Origin of the sequence: Winogradskyella aquimaris, assembly GCF_042676105.1 — a bacterium.
GTDB lineage: Bacteria > Bacteroidota > Bacteroidia > Flavobacteriales > Flavobacteriaceae > Winogradskyella > Winogradskyella aquimaris.
In genome coordinates this window covers 198,777-221,501 of the sequence record NZ_JBHTJQ010000002.1, presented here as the reverse complement: position 1 = coordinate 221,501, position 22,725 = coordinate 198,777, and the positions used below count along the sequence as shown (strand labels likewise).

Genomic DNA, 22,725 nt, shown 5'->3' with positions numbered 1-22,725 from the left:
GTTTAATATTTTAATCTTTTCTCGAAAAGAATACGAATTAAACTGGTAAATCCTTAATTTTTACTATATTTGCAGCTTGAAAGAAAATCTTTCAAAGTACATAACAATCATTTACAATAATATTAGAATGTATTTAACTAAAGAAAAAAAGGAAGAAATCTTCACAAAATACGGTAACGGAAAAAACGATACTGGTTCTGCTGAAGGTCAAATCGCGTTATTTACGTACCGCATTAACCATTTAACTGAGCACTTAAAAAACAATCGTAAAGATTTTAACTCTGAGCGTTCATTGGTAAAATTAGTAGGTAAGCGTCGTGCTTTACTAGACTACTTAACCAAAAAAGATATCTTGAGATATCGTGCAATCGTTAAAGAATTAGGATTAAGAAAGTAATTTTTCAAAAAAAACCACGCCTCAGCGTGGTTTTTTGTTTAATATATAACGTCTTCGAAAGCGTTTAAATTTCGAATTGAAGAAGCTACCCAAGGTTTTTCATTGGTCACAATACAACTACACAACAACACAACGACCATTGTTTAACATTGCTAACAGTGCTTAACACGTCAGCAAAAGATTTAAAATTTTTATGATTCCAAAAACTTACAAAGAGGTCATAGACCTTGGAGACGGTAGAGAAATTTCTATTGAAACCGGAAAATTAGCAAAACAAGCACACGGTAGTGTGGTGGTACAGTCCGGAAATTGCATGCTTTTATGTACGGTTGTATCTAACTACCATTCGGCAGATGTCGATTTTTTACCATTAACAGTCGACTATAGAGAGAAATTTGCTGCAGCTGGCCGCTATCCTGGTGGCTTTTTCAAAAGAGAAGCCAGACCAAGTGATGGCGAAGTCCTAACAATGCGATTGGTAGACAGAGTATTACGTCCACTATTCCCAAAAGATTACCATGCCGAAACACAGGTGATGATTCAGCTTATGTCACATGACGAAGACGTCATGCCAGATGCTATGGCTGGATTAGCAGCTTCAGCGGCTATTCAACTTTCTGATATCCCTTTTGAAACTCCAATTTCTGAGGCTAGAGTCGGAAGAATTAATGGCGAATTTGTTATTAATCCAACCCAAGCACAACTTCTAGAATCTGATATTGACATGATGATTGGTGCTTCTGCAGATTCAGTGATGATGGTTGAGGGTGAAATGGATGAAATCTCTGAAGAAGAAATGGCAGAAGCCATCAAATTTGCCCACGAACATATCAAAGTACAGTGCGAAGCTCAGGTGAAGTTAGCCGAAGCTGTTGGTAAAAAAGAAGTTCGTGAATACGAGCCTGAAGTTGAAGATGAAGATTTAGCGAAGAAAATTCATGAGATGGTTTATGACAAGACATACGCCATCGCCAAAGCAGGTTCTGCTAAACATGAAAGAGGCGCTGCTTTTTCAGAAATAAAAGAAGAAGTCTTTAATTCATTCTCTGAAGAAGAACAAGACGAATTAGGAAAACTTATCCATAAATATGTCGCTAAAGCGCAAAAAGAAGCCATTAGAAATTTAACTTTGGATGAAGGTTTACGACTAGACGGTCGTAAAACAACAGAGATTAGACCGATCTGGTGCGAAGTAGATTATTTACCATCTACACATGGTTCCTCTATTTTTACGCGTGGTGAAACCCAAGCCTTAGCCACCGTTACCTTAGGTACAAGTAGAGAGGCTAACGTGATTGATATGCCATCTTTTGAAGGTGAAGAACGTTTTTACTTACACTATAACTTCCCACCATTTTCAACGGGTGAAGCCAGACCTATACGAGGAACATCGCGTAGAGAGGTAGGACATGGTAACTTAGCACAACGTGCGTTAAAAGGAATGGTTCCTGATGATTGCCCTTACACCGTACGAGTGGTGTCTGAAGTTTTAGAATCTAATGGTTCATCTTCTATGGCAACCGTTTGTGCCGGAACAATGGCCCTTATGGATGCTGGTGTACAATTAAAAAAGCCTGTATCTGGTATTGCTATGGGATTAATTTCCGATGGTGACCGTTACGCTGTATTATCTGATATTCTTGGTGATGAAGATCACTTAGGAGATATGGACTTTAAGGTTACAGGTACGGAAGATGGTATCACTGCTTGCCAAATGGATATTAAAATCAAAGGACTATCTTACGAAGTTTTAGTAAAAGCGCTTATGCAAGCTAAAGAAGGTCGTCTTCACATTTTAAGTAAACTCACCGATACGATAGCCGAACCAAATGCTGAGGTAAAAGCCCATGCACCAAAGATGGTCACAAAGATTATTCCTGGTGAGTACATTGGAGCGGTAATCGGTTCTGGTGGAAAAGTAATCCAAGAGCTTCAAAAAGATACCAATACGACTATTGTAATCAATGAAGATCCTGTAACAGAAGAAGGTATCGTTGAAATTTTAGGTACCGACCAAGAGGGTATAGACAAAGTTATTGCTACCATCGATGCCTTAATGTTTAAACCAGAAGTTGGTAGCATTTATGAAGTAAAAGTGATTAAAATGCTTGATTTTGGTGCTGTTGTAGAATATACGGAAGCACCTGGTAACGAAGTCTTATTGCACGTTAGTGAATTGGCCTGGGAACGCACAGAAAATGTATCTGATGTTGTAAACATGGGTGACGTATTTGATGTGAAATACTTTGGTATAGACCCAAGGACTAAAAAAGAAAAAGTATCTCGTAAAGCTATTTTACCAAAACCTGAAGGCTGGGAAGATAGACCAAAACGCGACAATAATCGCAACCGAGATAATAATCGAGGACGTGACAATCGCAACAGAGGTAATCGTCGTGATGACAGGAAACCTAGAAATGATAGCAAAGAAGATTAATTCTTTAATCACTTGATAATACAAAAGCCTATCATTGTGATAGGCTTTTTTTATGTTTTATCAAAGTACTTTTATTTTACAAATCAATTTCTAAGCAATCTTCTACAACCTCTTTTATATATCCTGAGAAAGTTACTTCAGGACAAGTAGATTCGTCAATATAAATACAATCGGACTCAGAAGAATTCAAAAGAACATCAAGACACATGTATATATCTTTATCTATAATTTGGTATGTAGCGCAAGAATCATAAATTGAATTACAAGAGCAATCTTCAAGAAGATACACATAATACCAATTAGGACATTTAGAACCAGAATCATTTGTAGAGCACGAGAACAACATCAAGAAAGCAAATATTTTAAACAAGCTTTTCATTACCCTGTGGTTTGGTTAAACATTGATAAACAAAAATTAATATTACTTCTTGCTATGAACTGCTCAAATCATCTTAATACACCTGCAATCAAAACAAAGTTAATTATAGTAATAATATACATTTCTGATTGGTTGGTATAAAATATAAAACCCCATAAATGAGACACTTAAGTTATAAAAAAAATTAACAAGAAGATAAATGGCATAAGAAAAAAAATCAAAATCAATATTGACGGTTGTAAGACGCCAAAATCTTATGCAAAAAGCCCATCAAACATGATAGGCTTATTATTTTAAGGTATTTAAAAAATTAGAAAGACATCAATAAACTAGCGGATAACCCTGTGGCTTCTGGCACAAAACGGCATACACCACCTACACAAACCAAACCGGCACGTTGTCTTCCATAGTTCAATGAAAAACGTGTCGTTCCTTTATTGTAACTACCACCAAAATTATAATAGTGGTTTTCTGACGTACTACTATCCGAACCACTATTATAGATATCATTCACGTAAAATGATAATCTGGGACTGGCGTTATACTCAAACGTACCACCAACCCAATCATGGTTGTCAGAGTTGGACCATAACTTTTGAAGTTCTAAACGCACCGACTGGCCAATCCTCCCGAACTTATAAATGGTCTCACCAACAACAATATTTGTTTTAATTTGTTCACCTGAAAAATTATCCTCAATAGTTCTCTGATTATAGTACTGGTTTACATAATAAAAAATGGAATTCATCTTCTTGTTCCATTTTTTTCTAATTTCTAAACTCACATCTGAAAAGTACTTATCACCAAAACCAAAGTAATCTACATCATAAGATAGATTATCAAAATCATAATCACCTTTTAAACCAGCCCAATACGACGCATTAAACGCCAGTTTTGTGCCGTATTTACCTCCTAGACCAGTGCCCTTTTTAATATTGTAAAACATATCAATCTGACCACCTATTTCACCGGCTTCCATAAGCTGCGGATCAGCAAATACAACTAAGGATTGTGCTTGATAAACAAATATGTTAGTCAATAAATAGTCGTGCTGCTTGGTTAGAGCTGGAGTAAAGTTAATATTATTTTCTAAAAATGCGTTTCCTGTTTTTTCACGTTCAGAAAAGAATCCCATATTCTCTAAGCGCCTAAAAGTCGCATCTACGCCAAATCCTTTTTGCGAAAATCCTGTATTAAACAATAATGCGTTACCAGGATTCACAAAAGAATTTACGGACTGTCCATTAATCACAAATACATCATCAGATTTAGTCACATACTCTGCATTGGCATAAAAATTCCCTTTAGAAAAGTCTATACGACCAGAAAAAGCATTGGTCAACTCATCAAAATTCGGATCTTCGATATCCGTTTTTTCTTGACGTCCTACGTAGCTAAAGCCAAGATTTAGGGAGGAATTTTCAAACTTTAAAATATTAGATAATTCAATCTCCGTATTGAAACCAAAAATATCGCTGTCTGCTGTCTCAAAGCCAACACGTTGTTTACCATACAATGCGGTAATTGAGAGGAAATCAGTAGGCATATACTTTAATCTTCCGCCTAATAGCGCATTGTTAAGTCCCAATTGTCGGTCTTCCCAATTTCTAAGAATAAGTCCACTACCAAACTGTTCATAATAATGCCCTGCATTGGCTTCTAGCTTATCACTTTTGTAATTAAGGGAGTAAATACCAAAGTCAGTGCCATCAAAATTTGGCGAATAGTTTAATAATGCTAAGGGTTCATAAGATTCTATCTGAACTGTAGCAGTAAAGTTTTCAAGAAAACTATAATCCAATTTTAAATACGTATTGACTCGCACGTGCTCATCCCCATCATTGTTTTCACCATCAAAAAAAGGACCAGTACGTTTATCATCATTATACCAAGCCATGTTAGATTCAAGACCAACTCGCAGATTATCGAGCAATTGTGCTGAAATTTGGTTTATTGTAAAACAAAAGAATAACAGCAATAAAAGCTTTTTCATAAATAAGGTTTGATTTAGTTAGTTTCGTTAGAGCGAAAATTATTTCTGAGAATGTTCTTTTACAACTTCGTAAAGTTCTTCTTCGCTTCCTGGTGTATAGCCCGTTCTAGTATGAATAATTTCACCATTCTTAACTACAATTACATAGGGTAACACATTAATATTTAGGGCTCGTTTTAGATCTTGATTGTCGTCTAATAATATCTGATATTCCCAGCCTTTTCCATTAACCAAAGGAATCACTCTTTTCTTGGTTCTCGCATCATCTGTAGAAACCGCTATTAGCTCTACGTTAGTTTCATCTTGCCAATCTTCATAAACATCTGCAATGGCATCCAATTCGTTAATACAAGGCACACACCATGTCGCCCAAAAACTAAAAATTTTAATATCCTCAGAATCTGTAAGCGCTTTTATAGAAATCGTATTACCATCAAGATCAATAAGATTTATATCTGGTATTTCTTGACTTTTGATATATAATGAGCTTAGAATGAATAACGTAAAAAATAGGTGCTTCATGTTTTTTGAATTTTTAGTTTTTTTTAACATTTTGCAATAATACCATCTGTTTTTTAAAAAATTAGTATAAATTGCATTTTTTTAAAGAAAAATACTACTAATTATTTATTAATTTCTGAATTTTTATGAAAACTAAACATCTATTCAATCTTTTGTTCATTGCCCTAACCATCAGCTTTAGTGCCTGTAGTAGTGATAGCGATGGAGATGGTAACAATAATGGCAACGGTAATGGCAACGGTAACGGTAATGACATCACAAGTATCACTGTTCAAATAACAAGCTCAGTAGCGTGTGGTATTTACGCTGGCGATACCGTAAGTTTTTCTGTTATGGGCAACAACAATATTGACGTTACCAATTCTGCTACCATTTCAGTTAATGGATCAGCCATAACTGGTAATACTTATACTACAACTCAAGCAGGATCATTACAGGTTTCTGCCACTTATCAAGATATTAGTACAACAAATAATTTAAATGTAAATGTTGCTGCTGATAATTATAAATTTACCAAGCACGTATTAGTAGAAGATTATACAGGGACATGGTGTCCTTTTTGTCCTAGAGTGTCCTATGCTATTGAACAAGTCAAAGAACAAACAGATCAAATTGCTGTAGTTGCAGTACACTGGGATGATGAATTTGAACCTTCTATAGCTGGTGATATGCTATCTGCATTTGGTATTACAGGTTTTCCAACGGCTAGAGTAAATAGAGGTTCTGACTGGACTTTTCCTGAGCCGAGCAACATAGATCAAATCGTAGACCAAACCTTATGTGATAATGCACCATTAGGCTTAGCCATTACACCGTCACTTTCTGGCAATACGATGACCGTTAAAGTAGATGCTAAATTTAGCCAAGATTTTGACTTTAACAATACACGACTTGTTGTTATGGTCTTAGAAGATGGGTTAATAGGAGACCAGCAAAACAACCAGAGTTACTATGGTGGTCAAAACCCTATACCAAATTTCGTACACGATCATGTATTAAGAGCAAGCCTTACAAACATTACAGGTGATGCTATACCAAGCAATGAAGTTACAAACTCAGAATATAGTAGAACCTTTACTGCAAATGTACCATCTAATGTTGAAGACACTAACGAAGTTAGTATTATTGCTTTCATAACCAATGATAACTTTACTGGTAATGCTTTTGCTATTAACGCGAGAGTAGCACATATTGGCGATGCACAAACCTATGAAGAAAATTAATATTTATAATTTAAGTTAGAAGTTACTTTACTTCCCCTATTATAAAAAAACAAGACCAAATGGTCTTGTTTTTTATTTTATGGTATTAAACAACATCCTGTTTAAGCCAGTTACAAAACCCTAAGAATTGATCGCCACTAAACCTTAGAAAAAACTTAAAAAGGTTAAAAAATTACATTTTGTCACCGACATACTGTCACAATTACCGCTTTTCGATTTTTTTTTAATTTTCATATTGTTAAACATTTCTACTTTAGGGTTTTAATCTGTTAATATTTCGCACAAATCCTTCAAGACTTCAAAATTCTTTAAATCCATTGTTCTATTTGGCACTATCGCATAGTGTTTGTGCCTTTATACCCGAAAACAAAAAGATAAATTATGAAAGTATTAGTAATAGGTGCCGGAAATATGGGCTTAACCTATTCTGAGGGAATGGCAAATTCTTCATTGTTAGGGAAACAAAAGTTAAGAATTTACGATACTGACCCTAATAAAATCGAAACCCTTCGAAAAACTGAAAAATTTGATGTTTACACAGCCTTAGATGATGCGCTTTTAAAAGCAGATATTGTCTTTATAGCCGTTAAACCCTACCACTGCGATGCGTTATTTAAAGAAATGAAACCACTAATAAACGACGAACAGCTATTTGTTTCCTTAATGGCTGGTGTGAGTATCGCCACCATCCAAGACGGTTTAGGCGTTAATAAGGTGATAAGAACCATGCCCAACCTTCCTGCAAAAGTTGGTAAAGGTGTGACTTCATATACTGCAGCTAAACAAATATCGCGTGTTGAGTTACTCATGGTAAGACACTTATTGGATACTACCGGAACGTCCATACATGTTGATTCTGAAAAATTCATAGACGCCTCAACAGGGATTTCGGGTAGTGGACCAGCCTATGTATTTTACTTTATGCAGTCCATGCTAGAGGCTGCGAAGCAAATGGGCTTTTCAGATTATGATTCAAAAGTCTTGGTGAGTAATACATTTGAAGGAGCTATTGAGTTATTTAATCAATCCAATATCTCACCTGAGCGTTGGATTGATAAAGTTGCTTCAAAAGGGGGTACCACACAAGCGGCTATCGACTCCATGGAAGACAACAATGTAAATCAACTCATTAAAGAAGCAGCTTATGCCGCTTTTGATAGAGCTGTAGAACTAGGTAAAAACAAATAAGATGAAAGAGGAAATCAAACGTGTAGTCGTTAAGGTAGGTACCAACGTGCTTACTAATAAAGATAATAGAATTTTAGGACCCGTTCTCCGAGAATTAGTCCGACAAATAGCGGTGTTATACGAGCAGGACATCATGGTAATTTTAGTATCATCCGGTTCTGCCATTGCTGGCATGGAAGTTCTAGGGGACACCAATATTGTGGATAAATCCATAAGAAGGCAGGTCTATTCTTCGGTAGGTCAGCCCAGAATGATGCGCCATTATTACAGTATTTTCCACGATTATGGGATGCGCTGTGCCCAAATATTGGCTACTAAGCGCGATTTTGACCCTGGAAAGCACCGTCAAAATATGATCAACTGTTATGAAGGCCTACTTGCGGAAGGTGTTATTCCAATCGCAAATGAAGACGATGCCGTCTCATTAACCATGTCTATGTTCTCTGATAATGATGAACTTGCAAGTTTGGTCGCTGAATTATTAGATGCCGATCGCTTAATCATATTATCAGATACGGACGGCCTTTATACTGGTCATCCAGATGATGAGACGTCCAGGAAACTAAACATTGTAAAAACAAATCAAAATGTAGAAAAGTATGTTTGTGCCTCTGATAAAAAAGAAGGAGAAGGTCGTGGCGGCATGGCATCAAAATTAAAGATTGCCAAGGGCACTGCCAAAAAAGACATACCCACCTACATCGCCAATGGTAAACGTGAAAACGTCATTGTAGATATCATTAATAACAAAGCAGTTGGCACTAAATTTATCAGCGCCTAAAATCAAAACAATTATGAAAGCCCATAATGGGCATTTGGCAAACAAAAGCCATTACCCACTATAATAATTAAATAACTGAACCAAAGGTTCTTGAAAATTTTTAAATAGATGAAACTCTTAAATACAGAAACAAAAAATAACGTATTAACATCCATGGCTGAAATTTTGGATCGCAAACGCGATGCTATTATCAAAGCCAATAAAAAAGACCTTGATGCCTTTCAAATTGAAGACCAGGCCTTATTTGATCGCCTAATCGTTAACAACAAAAAGGTAGATGAGATGATCAACGCCATAAATTCGGTAAGACTTCAAGACGATCCTGTTGGCCAAGAAATTTCAAATAGAACGCTTAAAAATGGTCTTAATATTGTAAATACTACTGCTCCATTTGGGACTATCCTTATAATATATGAGTCAAGACCAGACGTTACTATTGAAGCGGCAGTGCTAGCCTTTAAGGCCAATAATAAAATCTTGCTTAAGGGCGGCAAAGAAGCTTATCATAGTAATATAATATTGGAGAAATGCTGGCATGACGCTTTATCCCAAAACGGCCTTTCTAAAGATTGGATTAAGTTATTGCACTTAAAACGTGAAGAAACCCAAGAGTTTCTAAAAAACCCAACAGAACCACTAGACTTAATAGTGCCAAGAGGAGGTGAACGGCTCATTGAATTTGTAAAAACTCATGCCACTTGTGCCGTATTGGTTAGTGGTAGAGGCAACAATTTCTTATATGTATCCGAAAAAGCAGATTGGAGTAAGGCGGTTAATGTTATCATTAATGCCAAAACCGATAAGATTTCAGGATGTAATGCATTAGACAAAGTCCTGATTAATAAGAATATGCCTGAATATGAGACCAAGTTAGAAATGCTACAACAAAAACTGGAACAATACAATGTTGAAATCATTGCCGATAAAAGTGTTTCTCAACAATTAAAAACTGTAAATGAAGTAACTCAAGATCGTATATGGTATGAAGAATTTTTAGCATTAAAACTTCTCATCGCATCGGTGGATAATATGGAGGAAGCAACAGCAATGATTAATAAATATTCTGGAAAACATTCTGCGGCCATAATCACCGAGGATAAAAATGAAGCCCTAACTTTTATGAATAATGTGGATAGTGCAGCTGTTTATCATAATGCTTCTACCCGATTTACTGATGGTGGGCAAATGGGAGTTGGTGCAGAATTGGCCATTAGTACAGACAAACTGCATCATAGAGGTCCTTTAGGTCTAAAACAACTGGTGACCAACAAGTATTATGTGTTTGGTGATGGACATGTGAGAACCTAAAAAAGCTCAAAACAGCTTCGAAATTTGATTTTTTAATTTTATTTCGTTATATTTTAGGCTATGATTACACAAGATAAAGCAAAATATAGTGAAGAATTAAGCCACTCCATATCCTATTTAGAAAGTTTAGGGTATTCTAAAATTAAGGCAGACATCGATGGTTACGAAACTCCGAAGTCCTATTTGAAAAAAGGCAGTAAAATCGAAGTTACCCCAGATATTGTAGCGGAAAAAGAAGGTCGTAAGCATATTTTTGATTTGAGCTTAAAATCACAAAAGCCAAGATTATTAAAATCCAAATGGCTTTTTCTCAACACCTTAAGTCAAATAAAGTCCTATAGATTTAGGATTATTACCACTCGTGGGCATTATAAATTTACTAATGAAACCATTAACGACATTAACCTGAATACGGTAAAGTTGATTAAAATTTAAAGTTTTTTCATCTATTGTGTAACATTTTAATGCATTTACACGTATAATATAAGCAACACTAACGTTGCGTCGTACAAACTATTAAAAGTAAATGAGACAGCTCAAAATTACCAAGCAGGTTACCAATAGAGAAACCGCTTCATTAGACAAATACCTACAAGAAATTGGCAAAGTTGACTTGATCACTGCAGATGAGGAAGTTGAATTAGCACAACGTATTAAAGCTGGAGACCAAGTTGCTTTAGAAAAATTAACTAAAGCCAATTTACGTTTCGTTGTATCCGTAGCAAAGCAATATCAAAATCAGGGCTTAACATTACCAGACTTAATCAACGAAGGCAATCTTGGTTTAATAAAGGCTGCACAACGTTTTGATGAAACACGTGGATTCAAGTTTATATCTTATGCCGTTTGGTGGATCAGACAATCTATTTTACAAGCCTTAGCAGAACAGTCACGTATCGTACGTTTACCGCTTAACAAGATTGGTTCCATTAATAAAATCAATAAAACCTTTGCCTTTTTAGAGCAAAGTCATGAGCGTCCACCATCAGCTGAGGAAATTGCTAAGGAATTAGACATGACTATTAATGATGTTAAGGAGTCCATGAAAAATTCTGGGCGTCATGTCTCTATGGATGCTCCATTAGTTGAAGGTGAAGATTCCAATCTTTATGATGTATTAAGAAGTGGCGAATCGCCAAATCCAGATAAAGATTTATTGCATGAATCTTTAAGAACGGAAATTGAGCGCGCTTTAGAAACATTAACACCACGTGAAGCCGATGTTATCCGCTTATACTTTGGCCTTGGAAATCAACATCCAATGACCCTTGAGGAGATTGGTGAAACTTTTGACTTAACGCGCGAACGCGTTAGACAAATAAAAGAAAAAGCAATTCGTAGGTTAAAACACACCTCACGAAGCAAAATATTAAAAACGTATCTAGGTTAACTTCTGATAAAGAATATTTTAGTTGCAATGATTCATTATCATTATCGAAGTATTAAAAGTTAAAATAGATTAAACGTTTGATTGGGCTTGGTTTTTTGTATATTTAGCAACCAACCTGATAAAGGTAACAACAGTTACAAAACATAACTGTTCGTTTTTTGATTGATGAAAGAACCCACGGCTGATTACCGTGGGTTCACTTTTTATAATATCTTATCAACTTCAACCTTAATAAACTTCATATTTATATTACCTTTACCAACAACAAAAAAACCACACTAAAATGGCTTCAAAATTAATAGCACCTTCCATGTTAGCCGCAGATTTTGGCAACTTACAACGCGATACTGAAATGGTTAACCAAAGTGAAGCTGATTGGTTTCATATCGATGTTATGGATGGTCATTTTGTACCAAATATTTCGTATGGCATGCCTGTTATCGCTGCCATAAAAAAGCATGCGACCAAACCTTTGGATGTGCATTTAATGATAGAGAAACCAGAACGCTACATCGAAGAATTTGCCAAGGTTGGTGCTGATATCATTACGGTACATTACGAATCTACGGTACATCTTCATCGAACCTTAAGGCAGATAAAAGATGCTGGCTGTAAAGCTGGTGTCGTGCTTAATATCACCACACCAATATGTGTTTTAGAAGATATTTTACCGGAATGCTTTATGGTGTTATTAATGTCTATCAATCCTGGATTTGGTGGTCAAAAGTTTGAAAACGTCACCTATCAGCGTATTAAAAAATTGCGCAAAATGATAGACGACCAAGGCTTGGACACCCGTATTGAAATTGATGGTGGTGTTACAGATCAAAATATAGCTAAATTAGTCGAAGCTGGTGCAGATACCTTTGTTGCAGGAAGTCATGTGTTTAAAAGTGATAATCCTACAGCAACCATTAAAACCTTAAAGGCTTTAGCCAACTCATAAAAAAGCGCCTATTGGCGCTTCTTAACAGTTACAGTTGTTTTAATAGGTAATTTATTAAATCGGTTGTTGTTACAATGCCCACTAGGTTGCCATTATCTACAACAGGAAGGGCATGAAATTCCTCTTTTGCTAAAATATTAGCCACCTCTTTTATAGTGGCCTTAGATGGTACAGTCCTCACATTTTTTACCATCACCTGCTCTATGGTAAACATATTATAAACTACGGTATCTACTTCTTCCTCTGTATCATAGACCGCATCAGCAAAACTGATACGTAATAAATCCGAATAACTCAACATCCCTATAATAACTTCCCCATTTACAACGGGTATGTGTCTTATTTTATGTCTTTTAAAAAGGATTTCTGCAGTCTCTAAATCATCATCCCTATTTAAGGCGATGATATTTTTGGTCATTATTTCTGAAACGGGTGGTATATATCTCATGACTCTTAGTTTTACAATTCACTATTAAAAGTAACGTATAAAACTGATAGAAATCATGATAAATATCATGTAAGATTCTGAAAATAAGATAATCGAATACAACTAGGAGTTGCTCGGATTACCATAACCATAGTTATACCCATAATTATAACCATAACCATAGGACTTACCTGCGCCTACACTATTAATCACATAAGCCATGTTTTTCAGTTTCCCACTTTCTGATAATTCCTTGGAGAATTTCAATAGGTTCCTCTCGGTATAGTTAGCCCTTGCAATATATACCGTAGCATCTGCATATTGTGAAATTAACATGGTATCGGTCACTAAAATCGTTGGTGCTGTATCCACCACCACATAGTCGTATTCTTGCTTGGCTTCCTCAAGAAGTTTTTTGAAGCGGCCATTAGTCAATAAATGTGCAGGGTTTGGAGGTATATTTCCAGAAAGTAAGATACGATGATTAGGATGCATACCAAAACCATTGATTAATGCCTCTTTCCAGTCGTACTCTACGTCGTGCAAATAATTAGAAAGCCCCGATTTTTGCTTATCTTCATTAATATGGGCGTGAATTTGAGGATTTCTTAAGTCAGCCCCTATCAATAGCACCTTTTTATTCATACTTGATAAGGCTAAGGAAAGATTAAGACTGATATAGGTTTTCCCTTCCCCTTTAATGGTAGAGGTACAATAAATGACCTTTCCTTTTTCACCATCTGCAATAGGTAAGATATAATCCACATTGGCACTCAAGATCCTAAAGGATTCGGCTAGTGGCGAACGGTCATTCGGATCCTTAAAAATAATGTCCTTTGACTTTTTTAAATTAGGGATTTCACCAATGACCGGGATTTTAGAGGTCACCTTCGTGATATCTTCCTTACCGTGTAATTTTGTATCGAGCATAAAGATGAGGTACAAAATTCCAAACGGAATTAGTAATCCACCTAATAAAGCTGCAGCATAGACAATATTTGGTTTTGGTGAAATAGGCTTAGTACCAGACAGTGCATTTTCTACCACTTTTATTGAGGGCTCAGTAATTGCAAGGTTTATCGCCGCCTCTTCCCGTTTTTGAAGCAGTAATAAATATAGGCTTTCTTTTATTTTTTGTTGGCGTTGAATTGCTTTAAATAAACGTTCTTGCTGTGGTATTTGAGATACCCTACCAGCAAATTTCTGCGTACGGGTCTCTAATTGTTTTAGTGACGCTTCTAATTGACTCGTGTAGGTATTTAACGATCTGCTAATATTAGCTTTCAAGTCATCAACCTGGCTCTGAGCGGATTGTACTGCTGGATTGTTTTTACCTGCACTATTCTCTAGCTTATCCCTATTAATAACTGCCAAGTTATATTCAGATATCAAGGTATTAATGCCCCCATTTTCAATACCAATGTTTGCAGGAAGCAAATCGGATTCTGAATTCCCCTTTAAAGCCTCACCCAATAATCGTGATAACGTGAGTTGGTTTTCTAGTTTAAACTGTTCTGCTTCAGATTCGGAACGTTGCTCTAAGCCCAACTCTGCATCCGTTGCAATATCTATAATGTTATTTTTTTCCTTAAATACTTCCTGATCGATTTCAATCGAATCGAGCTCTTCTGCAAGGAACACAAAACGCTCGTCTATAAAGTCCAAGGTTCTTTTAGACACTAATTGCCGGTCATAAATACCATCCTTATTAAAGACATCCATTAAAGTATTGATGATTTTTTCAGAACGCCCCACACTCTCCCCTTTAATAGATAGCTTTAACAAATCACTAGCTTCACCAATAGCTTCTACTTTTATCTTGTTCTTTAATCCTAAGGCAGTGCTCTTTATAGGATTAAAATTGATTATAAAAGCTTTATCCCTGAGCTTGTCTAATTGAGTATCATCTTCAAGTGCGACATTAAACGGTAAATTATGGTCGTCTTGTTTTGTGGAATAGGTGTTGAAATCAAATACATTTTCGGTCTTTAAATTGGTGATTTGAAAGCCTTTAGTATTAAGTTCCAACTTATAGGATAAAGTACGTTCTATGCTGTCTGGTTTAATGATTTGCTCGTAAGCAAATGGTAAGGACGCTATCTGTGAGGTTTGTATGGTGCCCTCTTCATAAAAACTGGTATTAAGATTAAGTTCCCTCACCACACGATCCATAATTAAATAAGATGTAATAATTTCAATCTCATTTTCCAAATTGATATTGGTCCGTTTAAAAACAAAAGCAGATGTAGGTAATTCAAGTCCCTCAGATTCATCTAAAATTTTAATTTTTGAATAGGTTTCATAGATTCTCGGTGCGTAACGTACATAGAAGTATGCTCCTAACAGCGACACTAACAAAGCAATGACAAACCATGGCCAGTACCGAAAATAACGTCTCAATTCTTGCTTTAAGTCTATACTTTCTTCCTCGTTGAAGGTAAAACTATTATTAAATTGGTTATCCATACCTACCTAGTCAATAAAATCGTTACACTGAGGGCTAAGGATGCAATAGTTAAAACGGTTCCTATATCTCCAATGAAGCCAGCATTTTTAACCCTTGGATTATTTTGATTCACCACAATCACATCATTAGGCCTAATAAAGTAGTAGTCACTATTCATAAATTCCGCAGATGTTAGATCCAGGTGCGTTACCTTTCTTATGCCATCTGCTTCCCTAGTCATTAAAACATCATTGCGCCGTCCATTTATGGTTAAATCCCCAGCATAGCCTAATGCTTGTAATACCGTTATATTTTGCTCAGTAAAGGTATAAGTTCCTGGTTGATTGACCTCTCCCAATATGGTCACTTTAGCATTAATAAGCCTTACATTCACCTTTGGATTTAATAGATGACCACCATCAACCAAGCGCTGCTTTAGGTCTTCTTCCAACTGCATTGTGGTTAAGTCCTTTGTAGAAATTTCACCCAAAACCGGGAATTTAATCGTGTTTTCTAGAGATACTAAATACCCGTCCAATTGTAGCACTTGTAAATTCTGCGGTTGCATTCCCTGTAAAGTTCCTTTATTATACGGAACGGCCGCTTCAGGAATGAGGGTCTCAACATTAATTTTTAAAATATCATTAGGTTGAATGGTAGGTGTCTGGTAGTTAATCTCAGCATTACCAACATCCTTTGCATCTTGCATGTAAAGAATCTCCTTCCTTGAGGCACACGAAGCTACTAAAATCAAAAGAAGGGCACTAAAAACGCTATGAATTTTCATTAAGATAATTGTTCTATATAAGGCAAATATAACCGCATTTCAAGGACTTGCAAAAGCAATTTTAGGATTTAAAAAGTTAAAGCCCCGTTTTAATGTATTTTCTTTATTAAAAAAGGCAATACATATAGGACTGAACCGTAGAGGAGCAATAAGATAATCTGCGTGTTTAGATTGAGATGTAATAGATTAAAAGCAATGCCTATAATCACAACATTAATACCACTAATCAAAATCGTAGTCATTAAATGGCTATAGCCACTTCGTAAAAACCTGTGATGAACATGGTTTTTATCCGCTTTAAAGGGACTGGTTTTATGTACTACAATCCTTAAAAAAAAGATCCGTAAGGTGTCCATCAACGGATAAAACAATAACGCAAAGGCTAATGCTGGCGAAGCTCTAAAATAAGGTGAAGATCCATCTAACTGTGCCATATTGATAAAGCTAATAGTAAAAAATGCCAGTAAAAAGCCCACAATCATCGAGCCTGTATCTCCCATAAAAATTTTGTTGCGGCTAGAAAAATTCAACCTTAAAAATGCCAATAAACAGCCACACAAGGCAATAGCTATCGTCGCCAAACTCAATTCATGGGCATTTACAAAGAGGTACACAAAAATGCCACTCACGCATAAAGCGATAGTTCCTGCCAAACCATCTACCCCGTCAATTAAATTATAGGCATTAATGATAAGGATATATACAAAAAGTGTAAAAATAATAGATATCCAATAAGGTAAAATATCGATTTCCATAATCATGGAAAACCCGATAATTCGAGTATTAGTAAAAACAATTAATAGACCTGCCGCTAGCAGTTGTCCCATGAACTTTTTACCTGCGGACAGTACCGTTAAATCGTCTTTGAGTCCTAAAAAAAATAAGATGGTTAAACCACCCATTATCAATAGTAGCACCTTGGTGTTTAAAAACGCTCCAATAATAGTCATGACCACTATAAGTCCTACAAAAATTCCTATGCCTCCTAAAGTTGGTGTTTTATCGGAATGTACACTGCGACTATCGGGTTCATCCATCAAATGCTTTTCCTTGGCTACATATAATATGGTTGGAAACGTCTGATAGGCAACAAAAAATGCTATTACGAATGCTGCAACAAGCCAGATGGTTATATTATTTTCAGGAGTAAAATTCTCAAGTAATGTTTCAATCATATAGGTTGATTTTAAAACATCTTAGGGGATTGAAATATACAAAATTTCTAACCGAAGTCTAAGATATCTAAAGACAATCGTTTAAATCATCTTTCAGTTAAGCTAAGAATATGGGTTACGATTCGTTCTGCAGTTTTACCATCCCATAACGGTATGGTTTTATATTGTTTCCAGTCGCCATTAAAGAGCTTATCGAGATAGGGTTTTATAGCCTCTGGATTAGTTCCCACCAATTCATTGGTACCTAATGTGATTGTTTCTGGACGTTCCGTATTATCCCTAAGGGTCATACATGGTACATTCATTACAGAGGTTTCTTCCGTAATCCCTCCAGAATCTGTAATCACTGCTTTGGCATTTTCTACTAAGTAGTTGAACTCCAAATACGGTAAAGGATCTACCATGTGCAATCTCGGATGTGATACGTTTAAACGCTCTAAAATTTTAGCTGTTCTCGGATGCACGGGAAAAACTAAAGACAATTCTTTGGTATTGGCAATAATTTCATCTACCATAGCCTTTAATTGGCTCTCCTCGTCAACATTAGCTGGGCGATGTAGCGTCATAACAATATAAGACTTTGGCTTTAAACCCAAATGGTTCCACACCGCTGGTGGTCTAAAATTTGGCTTTTGCTTCAAAAGTGTATCTATCATGGTATTACCCACATAAAATATCTGGTTGTCCTCAACACCTGTCTTGAGAAGATTTTCATTGGCCAACTCAGAGGTGGTAAAGAAATAGTTGCTAATACTATCGGTCACCAATCGGTTGATCTCTTCAGGCATGGTCCAATCGTCTGAGCGTATACCAGCCTCTACATGCGCTACTTTAGTGTGCAGTTTTTGAGCTACCAAAGCACAAGCCATGGTAGAGGTGACATCACCAACCACTACAACCAAATCTGCAGGATTTACCATTAATTCCTTTTCAAAATTGACCAAAATCGCTGCGGTTTGTTCAGCTTGTGTGCCACCACTACATTCTAAATTAACATGTGGCTCAGGAATGTTCAGCTGTTCAAAAAAACTACCCGACATGTTTTGATCGTAGTGCTGTCCGGTGTGTACCAATCTGTAATCCAATGACTCTCCACGGTCTTTAGCAGCTTGAATCGCATGAATAATGGGTGCTATCTTCATGAAGTTCGGTCTGGCACCTGCTATAATTGTGATTTTGTAAGTCATCATAGTATCATGGATTTGGTCTATTTAAAGACAAAAATATTAGAATTTGTCAGTTGAGACCTATATAATTAGTAAAAATCACAAGAGTATTTTATTAGAATGGCTAATTGGCTAATACCTGTTTAAATGCAAGTTGATAAAAAAGCGTACCAAATGAATTTGCCGCTTGATACGAGCTGGTTGGTTTATAAGCCTATAAGCCCATTCCAGATTATTTTTTACCCACCATTTTGGGGCTCGTTTTACATTACCTGTATACACATCGAAACTTCCACCTAAGCCTTGATACACTGCTTTATGTTTCAGTTGTATACGTTCCATAAGCAGTTCCTGCTTGGGAGAACCCATAGCTACAAAGACAACATCGGGTTGATGTTTTACAATGTCTTCTATCAATGCCTTTTCTTCTTCATCAGTTTTAATGTAACCATTTCTGTAATTGCAAATGGTAATACCTTTAAAGTCCTCTTTTAGCTTTACTATTGTTTCCTTAATGACCTCTTGTTTGCCACCTACCAAATAAAACGACTTTGTTTTATGGTGCTTTTTAACAATATCCAGCCAAAGTTCGCAGCCTGGTATTTTAACCACATCTTTATGACCTTTTTTATGCAATGCCCAAACGGCTCCAATCCCATCTGGATAACCTAAGTTTCGATTAATGAGTGCCCTACTTTGATCGGTAGCATGTAGAATTTTTTCGGCATTTACCGCAACTAAAATTTTATGGTACTCAAAGGCATAGTCGATAAGTTGGTCTCTGGACTTTGGTGCATATGTGATGACCTTATTTAAAGCTTGGGACTGCATGATTATGTGTTTATTTCTAAGTAATAATGTGCCATAGCATTAAACATAAAGGCATTGCTCCAACGCATATAGGATATCTTAGAGCTTAATCCTTTTCTGTATTGGTAGTAAAAATACCCTTTTTTGGACTGCATGTGTTTTATCGTCCAATGTAATGTGCGTTCCAGCAACTCCAAGTTGTTTTGAAACTCATTGAGTTTAGAGGCTGTGACTATGACTTGAGCCGGACAATGAATGTCTATCGGGTAGGTTTTATTGTGATAGTATTTGGGTTTACCATCGGCTTCAAAAAAGTGCTTTGTATAATAATCCCAGCCCTTATCTATACAGGCCTTAAAGGACATATCCTCCGTATTTTGCTGATAGGTGGCTATGGCATCTAAATTAAAACCGGTATGAAAACTATCTTTCCAGGATTGCACTGGTAGCAAGCCATAAATCCATGAGCCATCCTCTTCTTGTAAATCACGAGCTGCTATGACGGCCTTTTTCGCCATATCAAAATACGTTTGCTTTTTCTTGTATTTGTAGGCATAACTTAAAATTTTAGATCCCAACAAAGAGGCATTAATTACAGTATTGTTTCCATCGGTAATACTATATGAAAAGACATGTCCCTTTCCATGCTCCGTTCGGGATAAGTCCTGCAGCACGAATTCTGCTGATGACAAGGCCACTTCAAGGACCTTTTCGTTTCGGGTAATCTTATAACTTTCTATTAATGCTTCCACACAAAATGCCGTGGCTACTACTGTTGGTGTATTTTTTTTAAACAAAAACAATCGTCTAGCTTGCCAGTCAAAGTTATAGCCCCAACACGCCCCTGCATAGCCCTCTACCTTCATGTCCAAAAGTAATTTTGTGACATCCTTAATCTTCTCCAGAAGCGCTTCAGATGTTCCAAACGCAGTCTTTCCCTCAAGTGCTGCTTGGTATAACCTGCAATAGCCCAAAAGGAACAAGGCAAGCCCTTTTGCGTTGTGCTCTTTGGGTACCAATAATAGTTTTCTAAAATTCACTGGGCTGCGTTTAAAGCCTTGTATCCAAGCCAAACGTGCCACATCCCAATGTTTTAAAGGCAGGGCCTGAAAGATTTTTGAGTTTAAACCGTCGTAAGGATCCCAACCGGCGAAGTTTTCAGTTTCGCAGTAAGACTTAAGTTTTTGAAAGCTATTTTTAAAACTAGATATCAACTTGTTCTCCTCCACGTTTTATAGATTCCAAAACTTTAAACGATGTCTTCGTGACGGCAACAATCTCTTCAAAAGAAATTGGAGCTTGACCATCCTCAAGCAAGCCATTTACAAATGCTGTTACCATTTCTTTTTGCCCTTTATTTTGATTGAGTAGCTTGGTTTTTTTTGGCTTTCCTTTTCCGTATATCTTTAACTCTTTAAAATCGCTCAACGTTGCTGACGTACCCGCTGAAAACACCTCAACATATTCCTTAGTCATCGCTTTAGACCCATTTGCATAATAGCCTATGACTCCGGAAGAGCCATTTTCAAATTGAATTAAAATGTTTAGGGTATCGTTTAATTGATTGGCATCTGGTAATGCTGATGCCGATACTTTTGTTGGTAAACTGCCATTGAGGTAGGTCAGATAATCTATAAAGTGACACACCTCCCCTAGGATTCGGCCACCACCAATTTCAGCATCCTGAATCCAGGTGTCTTTTGGAATGGCTCCGGCATTAATCCTATAGATCATGGTCATTGGATTAGTACCCACCGTTTTTTTAAGTTTTGTTGTTAGGGGTGAAAAGCGTCGATTAAAACCGACCATTACTGCTTTATTAGCTACAGACTGCGCCTCAATAATCGCATCTAATTCTGACTCTAACAAGCATAGCGGTTTTTCTACAAACACATGTTTATTGGCTTGTAAACTTTTTAAAACATAAGGGCCATGCGAATCATGACGTGTGGCTACAAATACCGTATTGGTATTTTCATCCAATACATCGGCTTCTTCGGTGGCACAAAACTGAAACTTAAACTTTTCAGCCACACGCTTAGAGGTCGTCCCTGTATTGGTTAACACTCCTACTCTAGTAACCTCCGAAGCCTCTGGAATGTTAGGTAACAAATTGCCCTGTGCATAACTCCCAGCACCAATAAATGAAATATTGACCTTTCCTAGTTTAGTCGCATCTGATGTTGTGATTTTAGCTTTAGAAATCGCTTTAGACGTATCATATTTTAAAGAAATCCCTGTAAAGGGTTCGGATTTGGAGACGACCAAATCAAATGCGGCTTTGGCCTTATCAAATTCAAATTCGTGCGTGGTTAAGTAGCCGATATCGATACGCTTGGTAGTCAATAAATTCTGGAACGCTTCCATGTTCCGCTTTTCGGTCCAACGGACATAAGGCAAAGGATAATCGATGCCTTTTTCTTCATAAGTAAGGTCGTAACGCCCTGGACCATAAGAACAGGCCATCTTTAACTCTAACTCTTTACGGTACCAATACGGATCGCGATCGAACCCTGTTGGCACCGCACCTAAGACGACCACTTTTCCTTTTTTGCGGGCAATGGCACCAGCAAAATTAATGGGATCTAAACTCGATGTTGCCGCGGCAATAATCACGGCATCGGCACCATGGCCTTTAGTCGCATTTAAGATTTGCTCTTCCACACCTGCTGCATTCCGTGTTAACCCTAAATCCACAACGTTATGGTCTACAGCCTGCTTAACCGCAGCCTCGGACACATCAATACCAATGACGGTCACCCCAGAAGCCTTAAGAATTAAGGCGGCCAGGTGCCCTAACAACCCTAAACCAATGACTACACAAGACTCCCCTAATCTTAAATCGGCTTGACGAACCCCTTGCATGGAAATGGCACCTAGTGTGTTGTATGCGGCGTCTTTAAGGTTGGCCTCGTGTTCTAATTTTACACAAAGGTTTACCGGAACTGCCACTACCTCAGCATGGTTGGCATAACCTGCACCAGCGCAGGCCACTTTATCACCCACTTCAAACTCTGTGACTCCTTCACCCACTTCTATCACTTCACCAGCACAACTGTAACCTAAAGGCGAATAGGCGTCCAGCTTTTTCATCACGGCACGATAGGTTTGTACAGGCCCTTGCTTTTTTAAGGTGTCTATCACCTGCTTCACTTGTTGTGGGCGCTCTTTGGCTTTACCAATTAAGCTCTTTCTTGCCGCAACTACGGTAGAGCCCTCTGTTCCTGCACTAATAATAGAGTAATGATTTTTAACAATAACCATCCCTTTACCTACCTGTGGATAAGGCACTTCTTGAATCACCATATCGCCTGAGCCTAGTTTTTGTGTGAGTTGATGCATTGATGTGC

20 protein-coding genes are annotated in these 22,725 nt (G+C 37.0%); 9 read left to right on the top strand and 11 right to left on the bottom strand.

Annotated elements, in window-relative coordinates; translation table 11 throughout:
* Window positions 1–127: 127 nt before the first annotated feature.
* Both rpsO and ACFQ1K_RS01495 read left to right on the top strand, forming a co-directional pair.
* Window positions 128–397, top strand: a complete 270-nt coding sequence (gene rpsO / locus ACFQ1K_RS01500; RefSeq protein ID WP_320555430.1) for a 30S ribosomal protein S15 — start codon at window positions 128–130, stop codon at window positions 395–397.
* 193 nt (window positions 398–590) lie between these two features.
* Window positions 591–2,834 carry a polyribonucleotide nucleotidyltransferase gene (locus tag ACFQ1K_RS01495; protein ID WP_320555431.1) on the top strand — a complete coding sequence of 748 codons (2,244 nt, stop codon included), beginning with the start codon at window positions 591–593 and terminating at the stop codon, window positions 2,832–2,834.
* A 76-nt stretch (window positions 2,835–2,910) separates the two neighbouring features.
* Here ACFQ1K_RS01495 and ACFQ1K_RS01490 read toward each other — a convergent pair whose 3' ends face one another.
* The 3 genes from ACFQ1K_RS01490 to ACFQ1K_RS01480 all read right to left on the bottom strand — a co-directional run bounded on the left by ACFQ1K_RS01490 (window position 2,911) and on the right by ACFQ1K_RS01480 (window position 5,728).
* Window positions 2,911–3,213 carry a hypothetical protein gene (locus ACFQ1K_RS01490; protein WP_320555432.1) on the bottom strand — a complete coding sequence of 101 codons (303 nt, stop codon included), beginning with the start codon at window positions 3,211–3,213 and terminating at the stop codon, window positions 2,911–2,913.
* A gap of 310 nt (window positions 3,214–3,523) precedes the next feature.
* Window positions 3,524–5,206: a DUF6029 family protein gene (locus ACFQ1K_RS01485; protein WP_320555433.1), complete on the bottom strand. Its 1,683-nt coding sequence runs from the start codon at window positions 5,204–5,206 to the stop codon at window positions 3,524–3,526.
* A 39-nt stretch (window positions 5,207–5,245) separates the two neighbouring features.
* Entirely contained in the window at window positions 5,246–5,728 is a 483-nt protein-coding gene (locus ACFQ1K_RS01480; RefSeq protein WP_320555434.1) for a TlpA family protein disulfide reductase, read from the bottom strand.
* 125 nt (window positions 5,729–5,853) lie between these two features.
* Between ACFQ1K_RS01480 and ACFQ1K_RS01475 the strand changes: the two genes are divergently transcribed.
* The 7 genes from ACFQ1K_RS01475 to rpe all read left to right on the top strand — a co-directional run bounded on the left by ACFQ1K_RS01475 (window position 5,854) and on the right by rpe (window position 12,564).
* The gene (locus ACFQ1K_RS01475) at window positions 5,854–6,951 is read left to right on the top strand and encodes an Omp28-related outer membrane protein (protein WP_320555435.1); all 1,098 of its coding nucleotides are present in this window, start codon (window positions 5,854–5,856) and stop codon (window positions 6,949–6,951) included.
* 381 nt (window positions 6,952–7,332) lie between these two features.
* Window positions 7,333–8,139, top strand: coding sequence for a pyrroline-5-carboxylate reductase (gene proC / locus ACFQ1K_RS01470; RefSeq protein ID WP_320555436.1), 807 nt, complete (start codon window positions 7,333–7,335; stop codon window positions 8,137–8,139).
* 1 nt (window position 8,140) lies between these two features.
* Window positions 8,141–8,920, top strand: a complete 780-nt coding sequence (gene proB, locus ACFQ1K_RS01465; RefSeq protein WP_320555437.1) for a glutamate 5-kinase — start codon at window positions 8,141–8,143, stop codon at window positions 8,918–8,920.
* A 108-nt stretch (window positions 8,921–9,028) separates the two neighbouring features.
* Window positions 9,029–10,228 carry a glutamate-5-semialdehyde dehydrogenase gene (locus ACFQ1K_RS01460; protein WP_320555438.1) on the top strand — a complete coding sequence of 400 codons (1,200 nt, stop codon included), beginning with the start codon at window positions 9,029–9,031 and terminating at the stop codon, window positions 10,226–10,228.
* Between the two features lie 60 nt (window positions 10,229–10,288).
* A complete protein-coding gene (locus ACFQ1K_RS01455) occupies window positions 10,289–10,663 on the top strand; it encodes a hypothetical protein (RefSeq protein ID WP_320555439.1) in 375 nt (124 codons plus the stop codon).
* A gap of 91 nt (window positions 10,664–10,754) precedes the next feature.
* Complete coding sequence (locus ACFQ1K_RS01450) at window positions 10,755–11,618, top strand: sigma-70 family RNA polymerase sigma factor (RefSeq protein WP_040247666.1); 864 nt, start codon at window positions 10,755–10,757, stop codon at window positions 11,616–11,618.
* 283 nt (window positions 11,619–11,901) lie between these two features.
* Window positions 11,902–12,564 carry a ribulose-phosphate 3-epimerase gene (gene rpe / locus ACFQ1K_RS01445; protein WP_320555440.1) on the top strand — a complete coding sequence of 221 codons (663 nt, stop codon included), beginning with the start codon at window positions 11,902–11,904 and terminating at the stop codon, window positions 12,562–12,564.
* Window positions 12,565–12,592: 28 nt separating this feature from the next.
* Here rpe and ACFQ1K_RS01440 read toward each other — a convergent pair whose 3' ends face one another.
* The 8 genes from ACFQ1K_RS01440 to ACFQ1K_RS01405 all read right to left on the bottom strand — a co-directional run bounded on the left by ACFQ1K_RS01440 (window position 12,593) and on the right by ACFQ1K_RS01405 (window position 22,717).
* The gene (locus ACFQ1K_RS01440) at window positions 12,593–13,012 is read right to left on the bottom strand and encodes a CBS domain-containing protein (protein ID WP_320555441.1); all 420 of its coding nucleotides are present in this window, start codon (window positions 13,010–13,012) and stop codon (window positions 12,593–12,595) included.
* Window positions 13,013–13,114: 102 nt separating this feature from the next.
* Window positions 13,115–15,457: a GumC family protein gene (locus ACFQ1K_RS01435; protein WP_320555442.1), complete on the bottom strand. Its 2,343-nt coding sequence runs from the start codon at window positions 15,455–15,457 to the stop codon at window positions 13,115–13,117.
* A 2-nt stretch (window positions 15,458–15,459) separates the two neighbouring features.
* A complete protein-coding gene (locus ACFQ1K_RS01430; RefSeq protein ID WP_320555443.1) occupies window positions 15,460–16,224 on the bottom strand; it encodes a polysaccharide biosynthesis/export family protein in 765 nt (254 codons plus the stop codon).
* An 89-nt stretch (window positions 16,225–16,313) separates the two neighbouring features.
* Window positions 16,314–17,399: an MraY family glycosyltransferase gene (locus ACFQ1K_RS01425; RefSeq protein WP_320555444.1), complete on the bottom strand. Its 1,086-nt coding sequence runs from the start codon at window positions 17,397–17,399 to the stop codon at window positions 16,314–16,316.
* A gap of 86 nt (window positions 17,400–17,485) precedes the next feature.
* Window positions 17,486–18,589, bottom strand: coding sequence for a non-hydrolyzing UDP-N-acetylglucosamine 2-epimerase (wecB, locus tag ACFQ1K_RS01420; protein WP_320555445.1), 1,104 nt, complete (start codon window positions 18,587–18,589; stop codon window positions 17,486–17,488).
* A gap of 108 nt (window positions 18,590–18,697) precedes the next feature.
* On the bottom strand, window positions 18,698–19,396 hold the full coding sequence (locus tag ACFQ1K_RS01415) for a WecB/TagA/CpsF family glycosyltransferase (RefSeq protein ID WP_320555446.1): 699 nt from the start codon (window positions 19,394–19,396) through the stop codon (window positions 18,698–18,700).
* 2 nt (window positions 19,397–19,398) lie between these two features.
* Window positions 19,399–20,604 (bottom strand): delta-aminolevulinic acid dehydratase, encoded by a 1,206-nt coding sequence (locus ACFQ1K_RS01410; protein ID WP_320555447.1) that lies wholly within the window; start codon window positions 20,602–20,604, stop codon window positions 19,399–19,401.
* On the bottom strand, window positions 20,579–22,717 hold the full coding sequence (locus ACFQ1K_RS01405; RefSeq protein ID WP_320555448.1) for a Gfo/Idh/MocA family oxidoreductase: 2,139 nt from the start codon (window positions 22,715–22,717) through the stop codon (window positions 20,579–20,581). The genes ACFQ1K_RS01410 and ACFQ1K_RS01405 overlap by 26 nt, the downstream gene beginning before the upstream one ends.
* Window positions 22,718–22,725 lie beyond the last annotated feature (8 nt).